The 25132-nt window shown below is 49.1% G+C and carries 20 protein-coding genes; 12 read left to right on the top strand and 8 right to left on the bottom strand.

Annotated features, from left to right (window positions below; all coding sequences use genetic code 11):
* Nucleotides 1-25: 25 nt before the first annotated feature.
* From rseP to J5A66_RS05590, 5 genes are all read left to right on the top strand, one after another.
* Nucleotides 26-1402, top strand: a complete 1377-nt coding sequence (gene rseP, locus J5A66_RS05610) for an RIP metalloprotease RseP (protein WP_211789694.1) — start codon at nt 26-28, stop codon at nt 1400-1402.
* 132 nt (nt 1403-1534) lie between these two features.
* Nucleotides 1535-2503 (top strand): methionyl-tRNA formyltransferase, encoded by a 969-nt coding sequence (fmt, locus tag J5A66_RS05605; RefSeq protein ID WP_211789693.1) that lies wholly within the window; start codon nt 1535-1537, stop codon nt 2501-2503.
* A 29-nt stretch (nt 2504-2532) separates the two neighbouring features.
* Entirely contained in the window at nt 2533-3483 is a 951-nt protein-coding gene (locus tag J5A66_RS05600) for a glycosyltransferase family A protein (protein ID WP_211789692.1), read from the top strand.
* Nucleotides 3480-4421: a glycosyltransferase gene (locus J5A66_RS05595; RefSeq protein ID WP_211789691.1), complete on the top strand. Its 942-nt coding sequence runs from the start codon at nt 3480-3482 to the stop codon at nt 4419-4421. Before J5A66_RS05600 ends, J5A66_RS05595 begins: the two co-directional genes overlap by 4 nt.
* The gene (locus tag J5A66_RS05590; protein ID WP_211789690.1) at nt 4418-5539 is read left to right on the top strand and encodes a glycosyltransferase family 1 protein; all 1122 of its coding nucleotides are present in this window, start codon (nt 4418-4420) and stop codon (nt 5537-5539) included. The genes J5A66_RS05595 and J5A66_RS05590 overlap by 4 nt, the downstream gene beginning before the upstream one ends.
* A gap of 338 nt (nt 5540-5877) precedes the next feature.
* Here J5A66_RS05590 and menA read toward each other — a convergent pair whose 3' ends face one another.
* Entirely contained in the window at nt 5878-6795 is a 918-nt protein-coding gene (gene menA, locus J5A66_RS05585; RefSeq protein ID WP_211789689.1) for a 1,4-dihydroxy-2-naphthoate octaprenyltransferase, read from the bottom strand.
* A 134-nt stretch (nt 6796-6929) separates the two neighbouring features.
* On the opposite strand from menA, the gene J5A66_RS05580 reads away from it, so the two are divergent.
* From J5A66_RS05580 to J5A66_RS05550, 7 genes are all read left to right on the top strand, one after another.
* Nucleotides 6930-7586, top strand: coding sequence for an HD domain-containing protein (locus J5A66_RS05580; protein ID WP_211789688.1), 657 nt, complete (start codon nt 6930-6932; stop codon nt 7584-7586).
* 364 nt (nt 7587-7950) lie between these two features.
* The gene (locus tag J5A66_RS05575) at nt 7951-8556 is read left to right on the top strand and encodes a riboflavin synthase (protein WP_211789687.1); all 606 of its coding nucleotides are present in this window, start codon (nt 7951-7953) and stop codon (nt 8554-8556) included.
* A 115-nt stretch (nt 8557-8671) separates the two neighbouring features.
* Nucleotides 8672-12223 (top strand): DUF5112 domain-containing protein, encoded by a 3552-nt coding sequence (locus tag J5A66_RS05570; RefSeq protein ID WP_249109920.1) that lies wholly within the window; start codon nt 8672-8674, stop codon nt 12221-12223.
* Between the two features lie 30 nt (nt 12224-12253).
* Nucleotides 12254-12979: a DUF5932 domain-containing protein gene (locus J5A66_RS05565; RefSeq protein ID WP_211789686.1), complete on the top strand. Its 726-nt coding sequence runs from the start codon at nt 12254-12256 to the stop codon at nt 12977-12979.
* Nucleotides 12972-13610: a hypothetical protein gene (locus J5A66_RS05560; protein ID WP_211789685.1), complete on the top strand. Its 639-nt coding sequence runs from the start codon at nt 12972-12974 to the stop codon at nt 13608-13610. Before J5A66_RS05565 ends, J5A66_RS05560 begins: the two co-directional genes overlap by 8 nt.
* 587 nt (nt 13611-14197) lie before the next feature.
* Entirely contained in the window at nt 14198-14437 is a 240-nt protein-coding gene (locus tag J5A66_RS05555; RefSeq protein WP_249109919.1) for a hypothetical protein, read from the top strand.
* Nucleotides 14438-14501: 64 nt separating this feature from the next.
* Nucleotides 14502-16259, top strand: coding sequence for a fimbrillin family protein (locus J5A66_RS05550; RefSeq protein ID WP_211789684.1), 1758 nt, complete (start codon nt 14502-14504; stop codon nt 16257-16259).
* Between the two features lie 638 nt (nt 16260-16897).
* On the opposite strand, the gene J5A66_RS05545 is transcribed toward J5A66_RS05550, so the two are convergent.
* The 7 genes from J5A66_RS05545 to J5A66_RS05520 form a co-directional block, all read right to left on the bottom strand.
* A complete protein-coding gene (locus J5A66_RS05545) occupies nt 16898-17776 on the bottom strand; it encodes a metal ABC transporter ATP-binding protein (protein WP_211789683.1) in 879 nt (292 codons plus the stop codon).
* A gap of 13 nt (nt 17777-17789) precedes the next feature.
* Nucleotides 17790-18626: a metal ABC transporter solute-binding protein, Zn/Mn family gene (locus tag J5A66_RS10185; RefSeq protein WP_249109918.1), complete on the bottom strand. Its 837-nt coding sequence runs from the start codon at nt 18624-18626 to the stop codon at nt 17790-17792.
* A gap of 5 nt (nt 18627-18631) precedes the next feature.
* Nucleotides 18632-19084 carry a YqaA family protein gene (locus J5A66_RS10180; protein WP_249109917.1) on the bottom strand — a complete coding sequence of 151 codons (453 nt, stop codon included), beginning with the start codon at nt 19082-19084 and terminating at the stop codon, nt 18632-18634.
* Complete coding sequence (locus J5A66_RS05535) at nt 19069-20001, bottom strand: hypothetical protein (protein ID WP_211789682.1); 933 nt, start codon at nt 19999-20001, stop codon at nt 19069-19071. Before J5A66_RS05535 ends, J5A66_RS10180 begins: the two co-directional genes overlap by 16 nt.
* 79 nt (nt 20002-20080) lie before the next feature.
* The gene (gene purD / locus J5A66_RS05530) at nt 20081-21349 is read right to left on the bottom strand and encodes a phosphoribosylamine--glycine ligase (protein ID WP_211789681.1); all 1269 of its coding nucleotides are present in this window, start codon (nt 21347-21349) and stop codon (nt 20081-20083) included.
* A 6-nt stretch (nt 21350-21355) separates the two neighbouring features.
* Nucleotides 21356-23542 carry a DPP IV N-terminal domain-containing protein gene (locus J5A66_RS05525; protein ID WP_211789680.1) on the bottom strand — a complete coding sequence of 729 codons (2187 nt, stop codon included), beginning with the start codon at nt 23540-23542 and terminating at the stop codon, nt 21356-21358.
* Nucleotides 23532-25121 carry a class I SAM-dependent RNA methyltransferase gene (locus J5A66_RS05520; protein ID WP_211789679.1) on the bottom strand — a complete coding sequence of 530 codons (1590 nt, stop codon included), beginning with the start codon at nt 25119-25121 and terminating at the stop codon, nt 23532-23534. The genes J5A66_RS05525 and J5A66_RS05520 overlap by 11 nt, the downstream gene beginning before the upstream one ends.
* Nucleotides 25122-25132 lie beyond the last annotated feature (11 nt).

The following is a 25132-nucleotide window of genomic DNA, read 5'->3' as shown; positions in this document are numbered from 1 at the left end:
TTATCAACTAAAAAATACAACGCACATGGAAATATTTCTCATTAGAGCCTTACAATTTGTGCTCGCCATTTCGATACTCATTCTTTTGCATGAAGGCGGGCATTTTTTCTTCGCCCGTCTCTTCGGCGTGCGAGTAGAAAAGTTTTTTCTCTTTTTCGACCCCTGGTTTCATCTTTTTCAGTTTAAGCCCAAGAAGAGCGAGACGACCTACGGAATCGGTTGGTTGCCGTTCGGCGGTTACTGCAAGATTTCGGGGATGGTAGACGAATCGTTCGACACCGAGCAGATGAACAAGCCTGCCCAACCTTGGGAGTTTCGTGTAAAACCAGCTTGGCAACGGCTGTTCATCATGTTGGGCGGCGTGATGGTCAATTTCTTTTTGGCCCTTTTCATCTACGCCATGGTACTCTTCCATTGGGGTGAGACCTATGTGCAGGTGAAAGACATGACGCTGGGAATGAAGTTCAACGCTGAAGCCAAGGCTTTGGGATTGAGAGACGGTGATATTTTGGTGGGAACGGAGAAGGGGACCTTTAAGACGTTCGATGCCGACCTCTTTCGCGACCTGGCTCAGGCTCGCCGTGTGGACATCGTCCGGGATGGTCGACCGATGAGTCTGCCCATGCCCGGCAACCTCGACCTACTGGGCATGCTCAAGTCTACGCCACGGTTTGCCATGTTCATCACCCCCAACACGCTCGACAGTGTGCTTGCCGACACCCCGGCTGCAAAAGTCGGTCTGCGTAAAGGCGACCGCATCGTGGCTTTCAACGGAGCGGCCATCGACTCGTATAATGCCTTCAGCAACGAAATTGGTCGTATAGCCGACGTGTTGGCCTCGGCCAAGACTCACGCCGACAGTCTCAAAGCCCTCACCACCACCATCGCCTTTGTGCATCCTGGCGACAGTCTGCCTATCCGGTCCGCCGTCACCCTGCGTCCAGACGTCACCCTGGGCATGGCCTTCCCCAATATTCTGGCCAGCTACAGACAGACGCATGTAGCATACGGATTCTTCGAGAGTTTTCCTGCAGGCGCAGCCTACGGCATGAACGTGCTCAAGGGCTATGTGGGCGACATGCGCTATCTCTTCTCGGCAGACGGAGCCAAGTCGCTCGGTGGCTTCGGAGCCATCGGCAGCCTCTTCCCACCGGTTTGGGACTGGCACATCTTCTGGCTCATGACGGCCTTCCTCAGCATCATCCTCGCCTTCATGAACATCCTCCCCATCCCGGCACTCGACGGCGGGCATGTGCTCTTCCTCCTTTACGAAATCATCACCCGCCGCAAACCCAGCGAAACGTTTATGATTCGCGCCGAATACGCCGGTCTCTCTCTTCTCATCCTGCTCATGGTGGTGGCCAATCTCAACGACATCCTCCGCGCCCTGGGTTATATGTGATGGCAGGGAGCGAACGAGACGGATTTGATTCCCCGCCGCGGGAAACGTCCACGGAGACTCATTTGATGAAATCCCGCCGCAGGGAAAGACCTCCCTACAAGAAAGCATAATCGATGATTAAATGATTAAAAGGTGAAAAAAGAAGAACTACGCATTGTATTCATGGGAACCCCCGAATTTGCCGTCGCCTCGCTTCGTGCGCTCGTAGAAGGTGGCTACAACGTGGTGGCCGTCGTGACACAACCCGACAAGGCCGTGGGTCGGCACGGTTCGGTGCTGCAAGCCCCGGTCGTTAAGCAATACGCCCAGGAAAAAGGTATCCCTGTGCTGCAGCCCCTCCGTCTGAAGGAAGAAGCCTTCTTGGAAGAACTGCGCTCCTATCGGGCCCACCTGCAAGTGGTGGTGGCCTTCCGCATGCTGCCCCAGGAAGTATGGGCCATGCCGTGCTTCGGCACCTTCAACGTACACGCCGCTCTGCTGCCGCAATATCGCGGTGCAGCACCCATCAACTGGGCCATCATCAACGGCGAACGACAGACGGGTGTCACCACCTTCTTCCTCGACCGCAATATCGACATGGGGCGTATCATCCGTCAGAAACCAACCCCCATCCCCTCCGATGCCGATGCCGAGCACGTTTATAACACTCTGATGCATCTCGGAGCCGAGCTTTGCCGAGAGACGGTAGACCTTGTTATCGAAGGCAACGGCGTGGTGGAATCCACCCCCCAGCAAGCAGAACAGGATTTAAAACCGGCCCCGAAATTGTTTAAAGAAATCTGTCGGATCGACTGGAGTCAGCCAGACTGGCAGGTGTACAACTTTGTGCGAGGGCTCAGTCCGCATCCCGGTGCTTGGACCACAATCCGCAAAACGGACGAGGACGCAACCGTTCTGAAAATCTACAAAACGCAAATCGTCCATCAGGAGGTCTGCGGCCCCGCCGGAACGTTCTTCATTGCCTCCAATCGGCTCTACGTCAACACCGGCAACGGTGCCCTCGAACTGCTCGAAGTGCAGCTCGCCGGCAAAAAACGAATGCAGGCTCGCGACTTTCTCAACGGGCTACGCGACATCGAGGCTTACACCGCCGCTCCCTAATCTCTCACCCACTCCACCACGCATTCGGTATGAAAATCAGCATCATCATTCCCGTCTATAACACTGAAAGCACGCTCGACCGATGTCTTGAGAGCGTGCTGAGACAGACGATGACCGATGATGAAGTGTTGCTCATCGACGACGGATCGACCGACCGCAGTCCGCAACTCTGCGAGGAATGGGCAAGGCGAGACCCGCGGATTCGGACGATTCACCAGTCTAATGGCGGACTGAGCCAAGCCCGCAACACAGGCTTAGCACATGCACAGGGCGAACTGATCGCCTTTGTCGACTCTGACGACACACTCGAGTGCCACACCCTCGAAGAGGTACGACTCGCCTTCCGCCGGCATCCCGAATACAACATCGTAGAGTTTCCTGTCTTCGTTTTCTACGGAGATACAACCCAACACCTGCTCACGTTCCCTGAACAAAGACATACCGATATCGCCGCCTACTGGACAGAACATCGCGGCTATCTCCATGCCTATACTTGGAATAAGGTGTATCGCCGAAAACTCTTCCAGCATATCCGCTTTCCTAAAGGTAAGATTTTTGAGGACACCATCACCACCGCCCGCCTGCTGCAAGCCTCGGGCAATATTTTCACCATCGGCCGCGGACTCTACTTCTACTGGAAAAATCCTCATGGCATTACCGCTACGGCTGGTCCGAACGAACTTCGACAACTTTTGTGCTGGCATCTGCTCATCCGTCGGCAATATATTCCGCAGCAAGGAACATCGAGGCGCAGTCGGACGCTCTATTATCTCCATTTGGTCAACATCCAGATGGACGTTTTTCGATTAGGCCTTTCCGAAATACTTCTGCCCGTCGAGCCGCTTCCTCTAGGCGCCCTTTTCTACCGGGGGCTCTCCCTCACGACAAGATGCAAAGCCGCTGTTATCAAAATGCTGAGTCTGACCTGGCTCTGCCGCATCAACAAAGCGCTTTACCGATATAGAAGACCAACCGCATGATTAGCTTCATCATTCCCTACTACAACGTTCCTACGGAAATGTTCCGCGAGTGTGTTGAGAGCATTTTGGCTCTGTCGCTGAGCCCAGAAGAACGCGAAATCATCATCGTGGACGACGGATCGGAACGCTCACCCCTCGAATTACTGCGACCCGTGCTTGATGAGGTGATCTACATCCGTCAACGCAACGGCGGACTGAGCAACGCCCGCAATACCGGTCTCCGCATCAGTCGGGGCGAGTACATTCAGTTTGTCGATGCCGACGACTACCTCATCCGCACACCCTACGAACACTGCCTCGACATCATGCGTTACGAAACCCCCGATCTGGTATTCTTCAACTCCACCGAGAATCCCAAGGGCAACATACCGCTGCGCTTCGATGGCCCTATGGACGGCACAAACTATCTGCGCCATCACAGTCTGCGTGCGGCCGCCTGGGGCTATCTCTTTCGGCGGCAGATACTGGGCCAGCTGCGGTTTCGAGAGGGCATTTATCATGAAGACGAGGAGTTCACGCCCCAACTTCTATTGCGTGCCGAACGAGTGTTCGTCACCAATGCCGACGCCTACTACTATCGCAGGAGAAAAGATTCGATTACGCAGAAGCGGGATATTCGAACGAGGGTGAAACGGCTCAAAGACCTTGAGAGTGTGATTCTTCGTCTGAACCGACTCTCCCACAGTGGGCCGCTTGTCGACGGCGAAGCTCTGCAACGCCGTGTTTCGCAGCTTACGATGGACTATCTCTACAACGTCATCCTGCAAACCCGATCGGTGCATCAATTGGAGAAGAGTGTGGCCCGTCTGCGCCAAGCGGGGCTTTTCCCGCTGCCCGATAAAGCCTACACGCAGAAATACCAATGGTTCCGCCGACTCAGCAGTCGGCCCATCGGTAGAATGTTGCTCTGTCGGCTACTGCCCCACATTGCTTCATGAAAATACTTTTGTTAGGAGAATACAGCAACGTGCATTGGACGCTGGCCGAGGGATTGCGTCGGCTCGGGCACCACGTTACGGTCGTTTCGAACGGTGATTTCTGGAAAAACTATCCCCGCGACATCGATCTTTCTCGCTCCACCGGTCTTCTTGGCACGCTGCATTTTTTGGCAAAGCTCACCACCACTGTGCCCCGACTGCGTGGTTACGATATCGTTCAGCTCATCAACCCCCTCTTCTTCGAACTCAAGGCAGAGCGTCTCTTCCCCCTCTATCGCTATCTGCGGCGGAACAACGGCAAGGTGTTTCTCGGAGCTTTTGGAATGGATTACTACTGGGTGAGCGAATGCCGCAAGAATCGCCCGTTGCGATACAGCGACTTTAACATTGGTTCCACCCTCAGAACAAACCTCGAGGCTTTGGCCGAGGTGCGTGAGTGGGTCGGAACAGAGAAGGAACGCCTGAACCGATACATCGCCGAAGACTGCGACGGCATTATTGCCGGACTCTATGAATACTGGGTTTGCTATCGTCCCAACTTTCCTCACAAAACCACTTTCATCCCCTTCCCCATTCGTCTGCCCTTAGCTCCGTCACCTATTCTTGAGCCGAAACGGAAAATAAGAATCTTCATCGGTGTCAATAAGCAACGTCACGCCTACAAAGGCACCGACGTACTGCTTGCCGCTGCCGAACGGATTGTCCGCCGATACCCCGAAGAAGTAGAATTGGTGAAGGCCGAGTCTGTCCCCTTTGTCCAGTACCAGCATCTGATGAACGGCAGCGATCTCATCCTCGACCAACTCTATAGCTACACACCTTCGATGAATCCTCTGCTGGCCATGTCGAAAGGAATCGTCTGCGTAGGCGGTGGCGAACCTGAAAACTATGACATCCTGGGCGAGAAAGAACTGCGACCCATCATTAATGTTTTGCCCTGTGAGGCCGATGTCTATCGAAAACTGGAAGACATCGTTCGTCATCCCGAACGCCTCCCTCTTCTCAAAGCTCAGAGCATCGCCTACGTCAAACACCACCACGATTACCTCAAAGTGGCCCGACAATATCTCAGATTTTGGCAATCGAAAGGTCGAGAAGGAAATAAGGAGATGTATTGACAAGTTAACAACTTGAGAAGGAAACCTGTTGACAAGTTCGTGAGTTGACGAAGAAATGATATATGAGAGGTGAGGAAAAATAATGGATGGGGGCCTTTTCAACTTCAAACATGCCAGAATAATTTATTTTTCCTCCGCTGAGTGTCATTTCATGCCAAAATAAATTACGATTCCGCTGCTGCGGATCATTTGATGCCAAAATAATTTATTTCTCTTCCGCTGGGTGTCATTTCATGCCAAAATAAATTACGATTCCGCCGCTGCGTATCATTTGATGCCAAAATAATTTATTTTTCCGCCGCTGGGTGAAAAGATGTGCCTCAATATTTTATTTTGCCTCAAAAAGAGTCCAATAACAGACCTGCGACCAACAGCAACCCATAGACAAAAAGGTTTCTAGCCGTATCGCCCAATACCCTGTTCAGAGCCTTACCTCTGTCGATACGCACCATCGAACGATAAGTGCGAGTGTGCAGTGGGAGATAGAACAGCGGCAGGAGAAAGGCCAAGAGATGGCCATGCAACACGAAAACGAGCCCCATGGCGCAGGCCAAATAGCCCACGAGGAGATAAAGTCGGCGTGAGAGTCGAGGCCCGAGATAGACCACGAGGGTGCGTTTGCCCACCCGTCTGTCGTTGTCGATGTCGCGATAGTTGTTGACAAGGAGAAGCGTGTCTATCACCAATCCGCAGGCCATTGCAGCCGTCAGCACCTCAAAAGAGAAAGAACGACTGCCGGCAGGCAAAGATAAATAATAGGTGGCATAGACAGGAATTAAACCAAAGAAGACGAGAACGAGCACATCGCCCAGTCCGCGCGAAGAAAGACAAGTGGTGTAGAGAAAGCAGAAAAGTACACAAATAGCACCGATAGCAAGAGTCACCCAACCTCCATAATAGACCAATGGCAACCCGGAAAGGCAGGCCAGCAATGTGGTAAGGAAGAGTGCCTGACGCATTCGCTGTGCCGTTATCCAGCCTTGCGAGCAGGCACGACGTGGGCCCAGTCGGCGTTCATCGTCACGACCTTTGATAAAATCGAAATAGTCGTTCACAAAATTGGCATCGATTTGCATCACCAGCGCAAAGAGCAAGCAGCAAACCGCTGCTTCCATCCTCACCATTCCTCCACCGTGCAACACAGCAAAGGCCACGCCCACCATCACCGGCACCGCCGCTCCGACAAGCGTCTTGGGACGGGAAGCCAATATCCAGGCCCGACACGAATTCGTTTCTACGCAGACATTCTTTTTCATCTTCCTTCTGATTTTGTTCTTGCGGATGCCTGTACGGTGTACAGACGACTGCAAAATTAAGCATTAATCGGTAGATTCTGCTGCTGATACGTTACCTTTGCATAAGGATTTCTCACACCGATATATCTATATTTATGGCAACGTCTACCGTTCAGCTCGATCTCATGGAGTTTGTCGAGCAAAACATCCTCCCCCGTTATAATCATTTTGATAAAGCCCACAACCTGTCGCATGCCTTACGAGTGATCAAGCGATCGTTGGAATTGGCTCAACGAATAGGAGCCGACACCAATATGGCTTACATCATCGCAGCCTATCACGACTTAGGACTCGAAGGCCCGCGAGCCATTCATCATCTCACGAGCGGTAAGATTCTCGCGTCCGATGTTCGTCTCAGGCGATGGTTCTCCCCCCAGCAACTCAAGGTGATGAAAGAGGCAGTAGAAGATCATCGCGCCTCCACCTCGCACGCGCCTCGCAGCATCTACGGAAAGATTGTGGCCGAAGCCGACCGCGATCTCGAACCCGACATTGTCTTCACACGCACCGTAGCCTACGGGCTCGACCATTATCCCGAGAAAGATAAAGAAGAACAGTGGCTCCGATTTGTCGAACACATGGAAAACAAATACGCCGACAACGGCTACATCAAGTTATGGATTCCCGGTTCGCCCAATGAGTTGGCCCTGAACGAGATCCGAAACATCATTGCCGACAGAACGCTGTTGCGTGAGAAGTTCGATGCCCTTTATCAAGCCTCAATCGCCTCTACGGAGATGCAAGAGGATTGATTTCAAAGGTTATTTTTTTGGCCGAACGGAGAGAATCGCTTACCTTTGCAGCACAAAAATGCCATAAGTATAGGGGTTGTATCGATAGATTGGGGTACTCTTCAAAATAAAATCGAAAACCGAGAAGATTTCTTTTGCTAATGGCGGGCCACAAACTTCGGAAGAAGTTAGCTGCAAAGCCGGTGGATTACAAAGGCGGAGAACTCTCAAATCATGTATAGCTCAGAGTTTTCATCACATCGTCGGTACGCCCCTTTTCTCATCACAGGCAGGATATTGGTTCCTGCCTGTTTTGCTTTCAAAGCATTGGCGCGGTTCGTTTTCAATGCGAACAAACCCAGTTCAACTTAAATAAAACAAAACAATGTTTTCCGGAATTGTAGAAGAAATGGCCATATTGGTGACCACCAAAAAGACAGACGAGAATATCGATTTTACATTACGCTGTTCGTTCACCTCCGAACTGCAAATCGACCAAAGCGTAGCCCACAACGGTGTTTGCCTCACCGTCGTAGAGATTCAAGGCGACACCTACACCGTCACGGCGATGAAAGAAACGCTACTCAAATCGAATCTTGGGCGTCTGAACATTGGCGACAAAGTGAACGTGGAACGATCCATGCGTATGAACGGTAGACTGGACGGACACATCGTGCAGGGACACGTCGATACCACAGCTCGATGCGTGGGCGTGGAAGATGCAGAAGGGTCTACCTATTACACCTTCGAATATGCCTTCGACCCGGAAATGGCCCGACGCGGATATTTCACGGTAGACAAAGGCTCGGTGACAGTAAACGGCGTGTCGCTCACCGTTTGCGAACCGCAGGAAAACAGCTTCAAGGTGGCCATCATTCCCTACACCAAGACCAACACCAACTTCTGCGATATGCAGATGGACAGCGTAGTGAACTTAGAGTTCGACATTATCGGGAAATACATTGCCCGTTTGCAATCTCTTAGCTTTTGAGTGTCCATCTCTTAGCTTTTGCATTCCCAACTCTTAGCTTTTGAATGGCAAAAGCTAAGCTTTTGCAAAACCGAAATAGAATTCAGATATCAAGATGCCCATGCGTGCCATCAAAATGATGATAGCTATAGGGGCGGCGGTTAGCTGCTTGGCTTGCTCAGAACGAGGCTCAGAGCAGGTAGATAGGCTGAATTCTGTTTCTTATTCTTATCATTACCGCAATCTCGATTCTACGCGGGTGTATGCCGAGCGAGCCTTGAAAGAATCGGCCTACTATGCCGACGGACAGGCTGAGGCTTTGAACAATCTGGCCTTTGTGTCGATTGCGAAGATGGATTATGGAAAGGCCCTCAGGCAGTTGACCCAGGTTCAGCGTGTCACCGATAATCAAGTAGAACTCCTGGTCTCGGATGTGCAACTGATGAGACTCTGCCAACGACAATCGCACAACAAAGATTTTTATAACCATCGGGAGCGGGCCATGAGGCGGTTGAATCGTATCAACGAAGAATACGACAATCTCTCGCAACGCCTGCGCAAAAGAATGATTTATGCAGAGAGCGAACTCTTTATTGTTGCCTCTGTCTATTTCTACTACATCGGACTGCCAGACAAGTCGGTAAAAGAACTGCAAAACATCTCTCTCAAAGGAGAGATACAACAGGACACGGCACAGTGGTTGAGCTATCTCTACAATGTGGGAGCAGGAAGTTTGGTGACGGCCTCTACCAAAGCGGAAATCTATCAGCACGAATTCGAGTATCTCTTTCGGTGTTATATGGCAGCCCTGCAAAACAATTATCCTTATTGGGAGGCCAATTCTATGCAGGCCATTAGCGAACATCTCAACGATGGGCAGCAACGAAGGCTCTTGGCAAAGAATAATTCGGCCGCTTTTACCATCTTGAATACTGATCACATGCCCGATAGTCTGTTGGCCGGTAATTTGGCACAGCGTTCCTTAGAGTTGTTTTCCAAGTATGGCGATGTGTATCAAACAGCCGGTGCCTACCGAACGTTGGCCTCCTGCTACTGGAATCTTGCCGATTACAAGTCGGCCTTGTTCTGTTTGCAAAACGCGCTGTATAAAAACTCGGCCATCAGAAAGGCTCCCGATCTCGTGGCTTCTATCTGCGAGCAACTCAGTTTGGTCTATTCGGCCATGAATGTGAAGAGTCGGAGCGATGAAAATCGCAATGCCTACTTAGACATACAAAAGCAAACACGGCAAGACCGGCGACAGGAGGCACGGGCAGAACAGCTCGACCGCTATTCTTTACAGCTCAACAGTATGCTCGCCGCTGTTGCGGGGATGATTGTCTTGGTGGTTTTCTTATTGTTTGTTTTCAATTATATGAGAAACAAACAGAATAAAAAGTTCTCTTCCGACCAAATGCTGGAACCGCTGAGAAGATGGGAAAGCCTGAATGCAAAGCACATCGAAGAGCTGAATGAACTTTTTGAAGAATTGCACGAACAACAGGACGTGGCGCGAATTCATGTGGCCGAGAACAAGAAAAAGAATGAAGAGCAGCGCGCTAAGGTGTCGTTGGCCAATTCGGTCATCCCTTTTATCGACCGGATGCGGCACGAAATACATCGTTTAGACGCCTCTCGGGAAGCAGAGGAGGTGCGAAACGAGCGGTATGCTTACATTGCAGAACTGACCGATAAAATAAGAGATTATAACGATATTCTGACCCACTGGATTCAGATGCGTCAGGGTGAACTCAACCTACACATAGAAAGCATCGCGTTGCAGTCGCTCTTCGATATTGTGTGGAAGGGCCGGATGGGATTCAACCTTAAAGGGATTCAACTGCTGGTAGAACCGACAGAGGAAGTGGTGAAGGCCGACCGGACGTTGACGCTTTTCATGATCAATACTCTGGCAGACAACGCCCGCAAGTTTACTCCTCAGGGCGGAACCGTCCGCTTATGTGCACAGGCCCTCGAAAACGGATATGTGGAGATTTCTATTGCCGACAATGGCATCGGAATGAGCGAGGAGGAGGTGACACATCTGTTTGAACGCAAGGTGGTCAACTCTACTTCTCAAGATGTACAGACGTCTCATGGATTCGGTTTGATGAACTGTAAGGGCATCATCGACAAGTATCGGAAAATCAGCAATATATTCAGCGGTTGCACGATCTCGGTGAAAAGTGAACAGGGAAAGGGCAGTTGCTTTAGTTTTCGACTTCCCAAAGGTGTTATTTACGGATTGGGTGCTTTGCTGTTGCTTCTCCCAATGCGTGCAGTTGCCGAGCAGAAGGTGGAAAACAGGAATAAAATTCAAGAGCAGATTCAGAATAACACACCGTCGGGCAAATATCTCAAAAATGCTGACGTCTTTGCCAATCGCGCCTATTTTGCCAATATCAACGGGCAATACAAAGAGGCTCTGCTATATGCAGACAGTTGTATCGAGGTGCTGAATCGAGTATACAAAATGCATCATCCTGGAGGTAAGGCTCTGATGGTGCCCTATTCGCAGTCGGTAGGCATACCTGCAGAGATTCAATGGTTGCACGACGGTTTGGAAACCAACTTCAATATCATCCTCGATATTCGTAACGAGAGTGCCATTGCGGCCTTGGCCTTGCACAAATGGGCCTTATATCACTACAACAACGAGGTGTATACACGCTTGTTTAAAGAACGGTCGGCCGACGGTACCCTAAGAGAATATGTGGTGAGGATGCAGCAGTCGGAAACCAACAAGACTGTCACGATCATCATCCTGGTGATCCTTCTTCTCATGCTTTTTCCGGCCTATTATCTACTTTTCTATCGTCATTTTATGATGTATCGGGCCTATGTAGAAAGAATCAAAGACATCAACAAAATTGTTTTAAATGCCGATACGTCGCAAAAGAAGTTGGATTCTATCGAACATATTCTCAAATCGATGGATAAATATTATCGGGAAAATACACAGTTCAGCTCGCTCAATGCCGTGGTCTATCAGATAAGAGATGTGCTCAAGAAAAGTGTCGACCTGGAAAAACATAGAGAGGAGAACATCGAACTGGCTGAAGATGAACTGCATCGGATAGAAAACGAAAACGATCAACTGCATGTCAACAATAGTGTTCTTGACAATTGTCTAAGTGCTTTGAAGCACGAAACAATGTATTATCCTTCGCGTATTCGGCAATTGATTGATGACAGAGATGAGGATTTGCATGGTATGACCGAATTGGTAGACTATTACAAAGATCTCTACATGCTGCTCAGTGCGCAGGCTATGAGGCAGTTGGAAGAGATAAGGCATACCTGTAGACCGCTTTCTTTGCTGTCGCTACTGGGTAGATTTCAGATAAAAGAGAACCCAAAAGAACCCTTACAGGTGATGGGTGATGAAGACCTTCTTCGCTATCTCTTCTCGTTGCTGTACGGGTTGTTGGCACAATATGCCCCTATTCTCGACGTTGAAGTGAAAGACCAGCAGTATATCAAACTTTCAATGTTTTTCCCTGGTACAGTCTTTACCGACGAGGAATGCCGACAACTCTTCTCGCCCACCACTGGCAATTTGCAATTCTACGTCTGTAGGCAGATTGTGAGAGACACCGGCGAGATGACCAGTGCCCGCGGATGCGGAGCCTTCGCTTACAATTTGCAAGGTCGCACCCGAATAGAACTGACCTTACCCAAAGCGTGACCAAACCGATAAAATAAAAAGAACAAAGATATGAATCCATTCAAAGTAATCATCGTTGAAGACGTTCCGTTGGAACTGAAAGGCACAGAGGGCATTTTCAGAAACGATATTCCCGAAGCCACCATCATCGGTACTGCCGATACCGAACCTGCTTACTGGAAACTCCTTAAACAGGAATTGCCCGATCTCGTTCTTCTTGACCTGGGCCTGGGTGGTTCTACCACCATCGGCGTAGAGATTTGCAGGCACACCAAGGAGCAATATCCTGCTGTCAAGGTGCTCATCTTCACCGGCGAGATTCTTAACGAGAAACTCTGGCTCGATGTTCTCGACGCCGGATGCGACGGAATCATTCTCAAAAGCGGTGAATTACTCACCCGAGGAGATGTGGCCAGCGTAATGAATGGCAAACGATTGGTCTTCAATCAGCCTATTCTCGAAAAGCTCGTTGATAAATTTAAACAGGTGGTCAGCAATCAAATCTACCGTCAAGAGGCCTTTATCAACTACGAGATAGATGAATATGACGAACGTTTTCTGCGTCATCTCGCCCTGGGCTACACCAAAGAGCAAATCACCAATCTGCGAGGTATGCCTTTTGGCGTAAAGAGTTTGGAGAAACGGCAAAACGAATTGGTGTCGAAACTCTTTCCACACGGCAACGGACGAATGGGCGTCAATGCCACTCGGCTTGTTGTCCGGGCCTTTGAGCTGCGGATATTAGATATCGACAACATCGAACCCGACAATGAATAACCCTCCCTACACATTCCAATCTCGATTTGAAAGATGGGCGGCCTGGCTCTCGCTTCTCATCCTCGTACTGCAAACGCTTCTCGTCTTTGGCTCGTGGACAGTGAGTGCCGTTAAACCCGACTGGGCCATGCGTTCGCTTCTCAGTGCAGAAGGCATCCGATGGTTTGTCGGTAGTCTCTCGGTTAATCTTTCTGGTTCTCCATTGCTTTGGATTCTGCTCCTCAGTATGGCTTATGGAGCTGTGCAGTTCAGTGGCTTGAGCGATGTCGTCGGCAAACGAGGCAACCTTTCTTTTTGGGAAAAGGTCGGTCTCACTGCCGTCCTGTCAGAGTTGATAGTCCTCATCGTCATTTTGCTTCTCTTCACGCTCCTTCCTCATGCCATCCTCTTAGGCGTCACGGGGCGGCTCTATCCCAGCAGTATCTCTCAGAGTCTTCTACCTCTGCTCTGTCTCTCCGTCTGTCTGTTGTCTGTCACCTTCGGACTGGTTAGCGGTCGTCTACGCACTCTGCTTTCCGTTTGTCGCTGTCTTACAGTTGGCATCAGTCGCACTCTCCCACTCCTTCTCGTCTATCTCTTAGGTGCCGAGTTCTATGCCTCTCTCCAATTCGTTTGTCAAGCGAGTTGGTAAGGAGGACCGATACCCTTGTAAGGGATTCCGCCTATAGCCGTATTTTCCTGCGTAATAAAGATTTGTATTTCAAGGTTTGGAAGAGTAATCTGTCATTTTTGCTTGAGACAAAGATTTAGGAACTTTTGGTGAAACCGAAAGTTTGTATTATCTTTGCCGTCGTTTTAATGGCCTTGTCCATTTACTTTTCCTTTCATTAGGGAAGTAAAGACAGAGCCCTTAGATAGAATAATAAAAAATAGATGAATTAAAGAATGTGTCGGGCATATATTAAAGATGTAGTATGGCAGAAGGGTGCGAACTTTTCAATATCTTTTAACGCCGATTGTTTGGTGGTCTCTAAAAAAATGACTACCTTACACACACACACACACACACACACACACACACACACAATATTCGCACCTATTGTAGTGTAAGACTTTTTCACCTTTTTCCTACGCGCGCGCGAAGCGTCGCAAAACATTACCTGCAAAGGGATTCCTCAGTGAATCTCTTTGCAGTTTTTTGTGTTCTTCTCTGTCCTGGCAGAAAAGAAATTAAGTTATGCTTCTATTATATTTTCACTATAAAAACAAGTTCAAATTATGGAGAGAAATCAAGCAATCAAACAAGTGTATCTCGCACCACGATGTGAGATGTTGAACGTAGAACACGAGAGTTTCATCTGTGTATCAGTACGTCCTAATCCGGCAACTCCTTCGCAACAGGGGAATTGGGATGATAAAGGAGAGAAAGATATGGGTAATATCTACTTCGGCGATCCCAGTAACAGTTTTCCTGCCAAGGAAGGTTTTTGGGAGGAAGAAGAATTTCTGGATGAGTAAATAATAAGTAGTATAAGTAATGAGTAAAGTAATGAGAATTGATAAACATCAAAAGAACAAAATAATGAAGACAAACAAATATAAATCTTTCGCGTTGGGAGGCGCACTGCTATTATTAGCTGTGGCCTGCAACAATGACAAAATAAGTGAAGATGAAGTACTGAATCTAACCCAGTCCGTTGAATTCAATGTCGATTTTGCTGGATTCAATGCGGATCAGGATATTTCTGTGACGCGCAATACAAAACAAGACACAGTAGTGCACGAGCGCATTGTAGACCTAGGGAATGGTGTACTGGCACAGATGACACTTCGTCGCGACACCGCACAAACCAACTTGGCGGCAGAAACCCGTGCACTGGCTGATGGCATCTACACCATGGCGGCCTTTGATGCGGCATCACCACACACCTTTCGCGGTGAACTCACAGGGCGGGTGTTGAGTAGTAAGTTCATTCCAATGTCTGCCAATAAAGATATTCAGCTGGCTCCAGGAACCTACTTATTTGTGCTTTACAACAACCGGGTGACTCGTAACGGCAACCAACTTACCGTCTTGCGTGCCAATGCGGCCGAAGCTCTTATCGGACGCACCACACAAACCATCAACCCCTCGCCAAAAAAGCAGAATGTCTCTTTCTCGATGAAGCATGCTGGTGCCAAAGTGAAGATGAAGTTGACCGGCTACATGCGATTCTCGGCTGCGGCAGCTCTTCAAGCAATCAATGCCACGGATGTGCCCGGTTCGGCCGTTTATGATGCCGTTGCAGACACTTGGACGTCTGGAGCTGGAGAAAATTTTTCAGCATCGCAAACCTTTGTCGATCAATTCCCTTATTGGCCGATGTCTCAATATCGAGAAACCTATACCTACCTTAGCAAGGAAGAGACGGCCTTTATACCTGGTACGGATGTGTCGAAACTGAAAATTGCCTTTTCCGGAGGGCAGATTTATAGGACCAATCTTTCAGGCAACAGTTTTACATTTAATCCTCAAACGCCACTTCAATTGGAACAGAATGGTTCCTATATCTTGAATGTCAACCTGATGTTTCGTTTTCTCTACCTGATGAGCGATGGGTCTGTCGACATCATCACCTCTACCGTGTATGGTGGTGCACCTGCTGCAACAGCAAAGACACCCATTGCTGTGGTTTTGAGTCGTGGTGCCCACATGGCTGTAGCTCTGAAGAATGTTCCATTGGGGAAGGGAGACGAGAATTCATTCGGCGGATACAATTGGAGCAAGGATCCAGATAGCGATGTTTTTGTGCAGCACAATACGCATACTGCTAATAATCCCGATGATTTTAGTAAGGGAGAAAGTGGTGCCACAAGTGGATTAGACGAAACCTGGGATCCTACCTATAGCACATCCAATGTATCGGGAAACAAAGTGAAAGGACAGAATAGCTATTTCCCTGCCTTCAAGAATGCGGCCGAATATGATCCTGGTGTTACCTATACCGGTACGCCAGCCCTGAAATGGTATCTGCCATCGGTAAGCGATTGGGACAATATCCGAGTCCTCGGATTTCAAGGTGGTCCTTATAGTCAGTTCTACGGTCCCTTAGCCAATATTGCTTTTACCTCTGTAGGTGGTGACAAATTGCATAATGATGATTCGGGTGTAAATACTTATATAGATTACACCACATCCAATGAATTTGAGCATAACTTGTCACCGATGGCTCCTCCCGGAGATTATGGAACCATTATCTATACTATCAATTGGAGTTATACTGGAATCGGTGATAGTAATCGTACATTTCTTCATTGGTTTAAAAATGGTGCCACTCTCCGTCCCTTCGTAAAGTATTGATCGTAGGAGGATTGACGATTCTTTTATCTATTTTCAGGGCGTATCAAATTTCTGATACGCCCTTTCTTCTTTTATATCATTGTTCGCTCAACCTTGATTCTCTCATCGACTGCAGCATTTTGTGCATGAAAATCTTTTTTCTACCCCAAAATCTGAGATTTTCGGTATCAAAATCTCTTTTTTACTCCAGAACCTGAGGTTTTCGGCATTAAAATCTTTTTTCTGCATGAAAATCCGAGATTCTGTGCATCAAAATCTTTTTTCTGCTCCAAAATCCGAGATTCTGTGCATCAAAATCTTTTTTCTGCACGAAAATCCGAGATTCTGTGCATCAAAATCTTTTTTCTGCACGAAAATCCGAGATTCTGTGCATCAAAAACTTTTTTCTACACGAAAATCTGAGATTCTGTGCATCAAAAACTTTTTTGCTACTCAAAATCCGAGATTTTCGGTATCAAAATCTCTTTTGCCTTCCAAACTGCGGTATGGAAAGAGATACAAAAAGAAAGAGGAGAATGTACCATCAAGAATTATGATACATCCTCCTTTTTCTTATACGTTTTACGTTTCATCCACGGGAGAGGAATATAACTCCGATAAGATTTTAAAGCTGTCTTGGGTGAGGAAGCAGAAGGGGATCAGTCGTCGTGGCTTTTGAGAACCCGGTGTGGCATGTCGCCATGCCCGAGCAGTTCGATGGGACAACCGAAATGCTCACGCAGTTCGCTATTCGGAATCTCTGTGCTGTTGTGGTAATGCAGCGTGCGATTTACGCAGGCCACCTCTTTCACGTTTTGCAGGATGGTACCTACGTCGTGACTCACGATGATGATGGCACAGTCGTGATTGATGGTGTCAAGCATTTGGTACATCTGCTCTTGAAAACGCTTGTCGATGTAGGTGTTGGGCTCATCAAGTACCACTACCTCGGGGCGCGAAACGATGGCCCGGGCCAGGAGTACGCGTTGCAGTTGTCCGCCGCTGAGCGATCCGATGGGGCGATGAGCGAAATCTTCCATGTCGATGCGACGAAGCGTTTCGTTCACCCTTTGATGATGCTCTTTGGTGAAAGGTGCGAAGAGGGGTGTTTGACGACTCAAGCCCGAGAGTACGACCTCGGAGACGGAGATGGGGAATTGCCGATCGATGTCGTTATACTGGGGTAGGTAACCGATGGTTAGTTCGGGTACGGATCTACCGTTGCGATAGTAAGACACCTGACCCGAGAAGGGCTTGAGCATACCGAGGATGATGCGCATGAGAGTGGTCTTACCACCGCCGTTGGGACCGATGACGCCGAGAAAGTCGTGGTCGAAAATCTCCAGCGACACATTCTCCAGTGCTACCTTGTCTTCATAGCCTGCGGTGATGTCGTTGAGGCGGATGATGGGTTGACGATCGGTCGTCGGCTGCCTGTGGAAAGTTCTTTGTTCGTAAGTATTCCCATGTTCGCCAGCATCTGTAGGCGGATGAGAATCTGAATACTTGTGGGTGTCTGTATGTTGGTGAAGAACCATTGCCGTATCTCCTTTACTTCAATGATTTGGCTACTTTGATCATCTCCTCCGGCCAGTTGTAGCCCAACGGATTAAAGTCTACTATCTCTGCCCCCACGCTCCGGGCCACAATGGTGGCGTTTCGATTGGCAAACTCGCGCTGCACGAACAATACCCTTACGCCTTGGGACTTGGCCGTGGCGATGATCTTGCCGAGTTGTGCGGCCGAGGGTTCGCGCCCCTCGTCTTCAATGTACAGTTGTTGTAGACGATACTCGCGGGCGTAATAGGTGAGTACGGGATGATAGATGAGAAAGGACCGGCACTTGTCTTTCGTCAAACTCTCGCAGATACGCGTGTTGGTGGCTCTGATTTGGGCTGTGAGTTGCTCTAAGTTGGTCTTGAAATAGAGGCTGTCTTCCTTGTCGATTCGGACAAGAGCTTTGTAGATGTTCTGTGCCATGAGTAGAGCGTTCTGACAACTCATCCAGGTGTGTGGATCAACGATGCCGTGAGCACTCTCCTGTGGGATGATACCCTCGGAAGAGTCGACGATGATGGTGTGCGGTGCGTTCGCTTCAAGCTTTTTCATCCAGGTCTGTTCGAATCCGATACTGCCTACCTTGATGTAGAGGTCGCTGTGTGAGAGTTGCATCATCTGCTGCACGGTGGGTTCGTAGGTCTCGGGATTACCTCCCTTGGGAACCATCGTTTGAACCCGGAAGCGATTGCCGGCAATCGCTTCGGTGAAGTAGCGCAGAGGCTCGATGGTGACGGTGAGCGTGCGATTCAATCCTTTCTTTTGTGGGGTACAGGCACTGAACAACATCACTACAAGAACGAACAGGAGAGATATATTGTTTTTCTTCATAAATTCTAAAAAAATAAACTGGCTCCGAATACCAACAAAGCAAAACGGATGAATTTACCGAAGGTCATACTCACGAGGGTAATACCGACGTTGGCACGCATCAGTCCCAATACTACTGTGATGGCACTGCCGAGAATAGGCAGGAAGGCAAAGAAACCCATCCAGGCTCCACGACCGGCCATGAATCGTTCGGCACGATGTAGTTTCTCGGGTTTAACGTGGAGATAGCGTTCTATCCAGTCGGTTCGGCCCAATCGACCTACGCCGTAATTAATCATTCCGCCCATGACATTACCTACTGTTCCATAGAGGATGAGCGGCCATGGCGAGAGTCCAGCAGCCTGCAAGCCTAGCATTACGGCTTCGCTACTGAAGGGAATGACGCTGCCGGCAAGTACGGCCGAAAGAAACATTCCTCCATATCCGTATTGAATGAGTAGGGCTATGATTGCATCCATAGATTGTAAACGGTGAGAATAATAGCCGACATCCATATCAAAGAAAAGACGATGTTGGTGAAAGCGGTTCGGGTAAGAGTGATGAAATGGGCCACAATAGGTGAGGAGGTAACGATGAGTGCGGGCAACAGATGATTCACATGTTGCGGTTGCAGGGCCATGAAGAGCAAGATGGAGAGGTTGATTACTATGAACATTTCGTAAATCATGCGAGTGCGAATCTTATCGTTACGACTACTGCGCAGGTAATGTCCTATCCCAATGAGCGAAACGATCGCAAGATAGCCTACAGTGAGCCATTGCTCACAACTCACAGTCGGATATTCAAACGGCGGTTGGAACCGAGCAAGGGCTGTAAAGTGCGTGATGAAATCGACCATCCGATCTTCGTAAATGTAATAGCCTACAGTGAACCAATAGGGTGCCACAAGACCCAGGACCGATGCCCAAAACGTTCGATAGCTCATTGCCAAAACTTTACTGGCATGGAGAATCCAAAGCACGGGTACAAGAAAGAGTATCTGTACAAATACCGTAGAAGCGATGCCGATGCACAGGAATGCATAAAAGGTAATAGCCGTGGCCGAGCGGTTTTGGTAGGCATTGAATACAATGAGATAGTAGGCCGCTAGACTCACCAGTACCACCGAGGCTTCGGTGGAGAGGAGTTGACGACCTGCCAGCGAGACAAACACGAGGAACACACACGACACCATCCGGCTGTAAACCCGCAACAGAGCGTTTTGGTTGTTGAGTTCGACCATGAGATAAGTCGAGAAACCCAAACTGATAAACGGCAACCAAAGATCGTTCCTGAATAGTCCTGCCGCCATGTACACCGTCAAGACATAAACGGCGGTTATAGGTAGGGCTATTCGGCTTTCTGCTATCCTGTTCTGTAATCTTTTTGTGCTCATCCTTATTTTAATGCAGCAGGATATATTCTACTTTCATAAGACGAGGCCATTGGCCCGGGTAGAATATTCTATCGATGCTTTAGAGGTCTTGTCCGATGTCGCGACGGAAATATTTTCCGCTGAATTGGATGGCATTAGCTGTCTCAAAGCTCCTTTGTAGAGCCTTACTCCGGTTTTCTCCATAAGAGCTCACAGCCAACACCCGACCACCATTTGTCACAAGCTGCCGACCGTTGAGAGTCGTTCCGCTGTGAAAAAGAATGCTACCCTCGATGGCCTCAAGGCCCGAGATAGGATAACCTTTTTGGTATTCCTGCGGATAACCACCGCTCACGAGCATCACAGAAACTGCTGCACGAGGGTCAAAGACAATCTCCCGAGAGGAAAGATTGCCCTGAGCAACTCCTTCGAAGAGATCCACCAGATCACTCTTCAGACGCAACATCACGCTTTCGGTTTCCGGGTCGCCCATGCGACAATTGTATTCGATCACCATCGGCTCGCCGGACACGTTGATAAGTCCGAAGAAAATAAATCCTTTGTAATCAATGCCTTCAGCTGCCAATCCCTCTACTGTAGGGCGGATAATCTGGTTTTCTACTTTTTGCATCCATTCCGGGGTAGCAAACGGAACGGGACTCACGCTGCCCATACCGCCTGTGTTCAGGCCGGTGTCGTGCTCGCCGATGCGTTTATAGTCTTTTGCTTCGGGCAGAATGCGATAGTCTTTACCATCGGTGAGTATAAAAACAGAACATTCCGTTCCGCAGAGAAACTCTTCTACCACGACTGAGGCCGAGGCATTGCCGAACATTCCGCCGAGCATCTTGTGCAGTTCGCTCTTGGCCTGCTCGAGAGTCGACAGGATGAGAACACCCTTTCCAGCGCAAAGTCCGTCAGCTTTCAATACGTAGGGTGCCTTGAGTTTTTCGAGAAAAGCCTCTCCCTCGTCGATATTTTGTGCTGTAACGGTGAGATAACGTGCCGTGGGGATGTTGTGACGGGCCATGAAAGCCTTAGCAAAGTCTTTGCTCCCCTCGAGCATTGCCCCCTTGTGTGAAGGACCGATGACGGGGATATGGACCGTTTGCGGATCGTTTTTGAACGCATCGTAAATACCATTCACCAACGGATCTTCCGGACCTACCACCACCATTTGCACGTCGTTGTCGAGTGCAAAACGTTTTAAGGCTTCAAAATCATTCACGCTGATGGCAATGTTTTCGCCCACTTCCGCTGTTCCTGGGTTTCCTGGAGCGATGAACAGCTTGTCTACTTTCGGACTTTGGGCTATCTTCCAAGCCAGGGCATGCTCTCGACCGCCACTGCCTAAGAGTAATATCTTCATGCTTTGTTACTTTAAATAGTCGTCAAAATATTGTGAGATGCGCTCGTGCAGATGGGTGCTCTGCCGGCCGCGCATGTTGTGAGGTTCACCTGGATAGACAAAGAAATCGGGCTGCGTGCCGGCCTTGATACAAGCTTGTAGGAAGTTAAGACAGTGCTGCGGAACGACAACAGGATCGTTCATGCCCGTGATGATTTGTAGTTTGCCCTTCAGATTCTTGGCCTTGGACAGCAAACTGCTTTCTGCATATCCCTCGGGATTGTTTTGCGGCATGCCCATATAGCGTTCGCCATACATCGCCTCGTACCATTTCCAGTCAATAACCGGACCGCCGGCTACACCCACCTTGAATGTTTCGGGGTGAGTCGTCATGAGATTTGTAGTCATAAATCCGCCGAAACTCCAACCATGTACACCCATCCGTGCAGCATCGACATAGGGCAGCGAGCGTAAGAAGTCTACGCCCATCATCTGATCTTTCATCTCTTCGATACCCAAATGATGGAACGTCGCTTGTTCGAAAGCCAGTCCGCGGTTGCAGCTGCCACGGTTATCAAGGATAAAGAGCAAGTAACCTTTCTGCGCCATGTAGGTTTCCCATCCGCGCGACCAAAAATGCCAGCGCGCCTCCACATTGCGAACACCCGGTCCTCCGTATACATAGACGATGGTGGGATATTTCTTTTGAGGATTAAAATGGGTGGGTTTCACCATCCGATAGTATAGATCGGTAATGCCGTCGGCTGCTTTTATCGTTCCGCAGGTGTATTCGGGAACGGTGTAGCCCGTCCAGGGGTCGTCTGCAGTGAAGTAATCGATGGCCTTTGCCGTAGCTACATTCACAATAGAGATGTTTCGTGGAACAGTGGGTTCGGTATAATTGTCGATCAACCATCCGCCCGACGCACTCAGAGCTCCCCTCCTACTGCCACCATCACCTACTGTATTGGCATGGCAACCTCTACCGTTGTCCAAGAGTCGACGTCTGCCCGTCAGTAGATTTACAGCATAGATATTATTTTGTATTGCACTACACTCTGTCGAAAGGATGATAACCTCTTTCGTTTTAGGGTTGAATCCCAGTAAGTTGAGCACCACCCACCGACCGGAGGTGAGCTGTTTTCTTTCCCGACCTTTCGTATCGAAGAGGTAGAGATGGTTAAAGCCATCTTTCTCGCTCTGCAACAGAAAGAGATTCTCGTCCCACGGTAAGAACGTAATGGGGTGCATGGGATGCACATACTTGTCGTTGTGCTCGGTGTAGAGCGTTTTTAGTTGGTTGCCCGTCGTTGTATCGTAGGCATCGAGTGAGCAATTGGTCTGCGCCCGATTGAGTTCTATGAGATAGAGCTTCTTATCATCGGGCGACCAGGCAATGTTGGTGAAATAACGGTTGGTCGGATCGCCCGTATTGAGATAGATGACATTTTGCGTTTTGAGGTCGTAGATGCCTACCGTCACTTTGTGTGAAGTCTCGCCGGCCATCGGATATTTCGTCGGAGTCTCTGTTGCAATGCGTGTATTGATATCTACGAGCGGATAGTCGGTCACCATCGACTGATCCATCCGGTAGAAAGCCAACTTCTGTCCGTCGTTGCTCCAAAACGTACCCTTGTAGATACCAAACTCATCTCTGTGCACACTCTGCCCGTAAACCACGTTCCGACTGCCATCGGTTGTGAGTTGCCGAGTCTTTCCTTCAGCATCTGTGATATATAGGTTGTCGTTTTTCACAAAAGCCACGGCTCGTGAGCGTGCGTTCCAGTCGGCCGAGGTCTCGTCTTTTGCCGTCTGCTGCCATACCATTTTCCCGGTTTTCCAATTCACCAGCATGCGTTTCTTCGCGTTGTTCAGCAACACCAGCGGCTCACCCGCATAAGGAAACTCCACGTGTGAGAGAGACTTCATCTTGTTTTCCTCATCGTTTCCTGTCCAGCGGTTCATGTCCTCGAGGGTGAAGAGCGTCGTTTCCTTACCCGTTTTCTTATTGATCAACGCGCAAAACTCCGTATCGGCGCGCATCAGTTCCTCTCCCCACCACTTGGTGTACCGATTTTCCGGTATCATCTTGTGGTAATTGTTACCTCCGAAGTTGAGATCTTCCAGCGTAAACAGCTTTTGTGCCTGCATGCCTTGTAGGAATAATGCGAGTGGAGACAGCAATATCCCCACGATCAGTTGTCTAATCGTCATGGTCTATCAAGTTAGTAAATTCTCTGTTCGATCTTTTCTCGCCGCGTTTAGCGTCTTTTCCAAAGGCTCTCTCCTTGTAATCGAAATTCTTGCCTTTTCGGTCGAATCCCCTATTTCGGTCGAAGTCTTTACCTTTTCTGCCGAAATCTCCGCTCTTTCTGCCAAAGTCCTTTCGTTCGGAGCCTTTTGTATCACGGTCGAAGCGTCTTCCGTCGCGATGCTCTCTCTCGCTGTAAGCCCCTGCGAAACGACGTTTGCGGTCGGCATTTCGTTCTTCTGTTTTGGCAAAATGATTCTTAAAGGTGTACGAACGGATGTCGTCGCCCTGATCTTGCAGTTCTTCGTCGAGTCGTTTTTTAAACTCTCGATTCTTCTTAAAGCGGTGTTTCTCTGCCATTTGTTTCTTTTCGTCGTCGGTTTTCACCACGCCGCCCTCTTCGCGGAAGTCTTTGAACGATCCGTCGAAGATGGTATACTTGCGAAACTCACACTCCAGCGACCCGTTATACACTGGTATCTTGATGGAAGGTTTAAGGCCTATTTGGTCGAAACACTCCTCACGATAACTCAGCACCCATGCCTCATTACCCATGAATTGATGTTTCAGTCGTTCGCCTATCATCTTATACGTGCCAAGGAGATTGGGAGTAGAGATACGTTCGCCATAAGGCGGATTCGTAACCAGGATGCTTTTGTTTTCAGGTCTTTTAAAATCCTTAAAATCAGCTTGTTCAATGGTAATATCTTTCGTCAGTCCCGATGCACGAACATTGAGCCGAGCCGTGTTCACAGCTTTCATATCCACGTCATAGCCGTAGATGTGATGTGCAAACTCCCGCTCTTGCGAGTCGTCGTTATAGATGTTATCAAAGAGTTCCTGGTCGAAATCGGGCCACTTTTCAAAAGCGTAGTTCTTGCGAAACACGCCCGGCGAGATATTGCGGGCAATGAGAGCCGCTTCAACAACGAGTGTTCCCGATCCGCACATGGGGTCGATAAAGTCGCAATCGCCCTGCCAACCAGTCATCAGAATCATACCAGCAGCCAGCACTTCGTTCAGCGGAGCCTCTACCGACTCCTGTCGATAGCCGCGGCGATGCAGACTTTCTCCGCTCGAATCGAGCGAGAGTGTGCAGTCGTATTCAGCTACATGGATGTTCAATCGGATGTCGGGATTACTTACAGAGATATTCGGACGTCTACCGGTGCGTTCGCGGAATTGGTCTACAATGGCATCTTTCACTTTATAAGTGACAAAGCGCGAGTTGCGAAATTCCTCAGAATACACCACAGAGTCTACCGAAAACGTTTTGCCCTCTTCGATATGTCGACTCCAGTCTATTTTCTGAATCTCTTCGTACACATCGTCTGCCGATCGTGCTTTGAACTTTGCAATCGGTTTCAGGATGCGAATGGCCGTATGCAGTTGGAAGTTGGCGCGGTACATCATTTCTTTGTCGCCCGTGAACGACACCATTCTCCGGCCTATCTGTACGTTGTTAGCTCCCATTTGGATGAGTTCCTTGGCCAAAACCGGCTCCAAACCCATAAAGGTTTTGGCGATGAGTTCGAATTCCATTGTCTTTACGT

It is taken from the genome of Prevotella sp. oral taxon 475, from assembly GCF_018127805.1.
Lineage (GTDB): Bacteria > Bacteroidota > Bacteroidia > Bacteroidales > Bacteroidaceae > Prevotella.
Note: the sequence above shows the minus strand (reverse complement) of the source record. Positions and strands in the feature narration are given on the sequence as shown.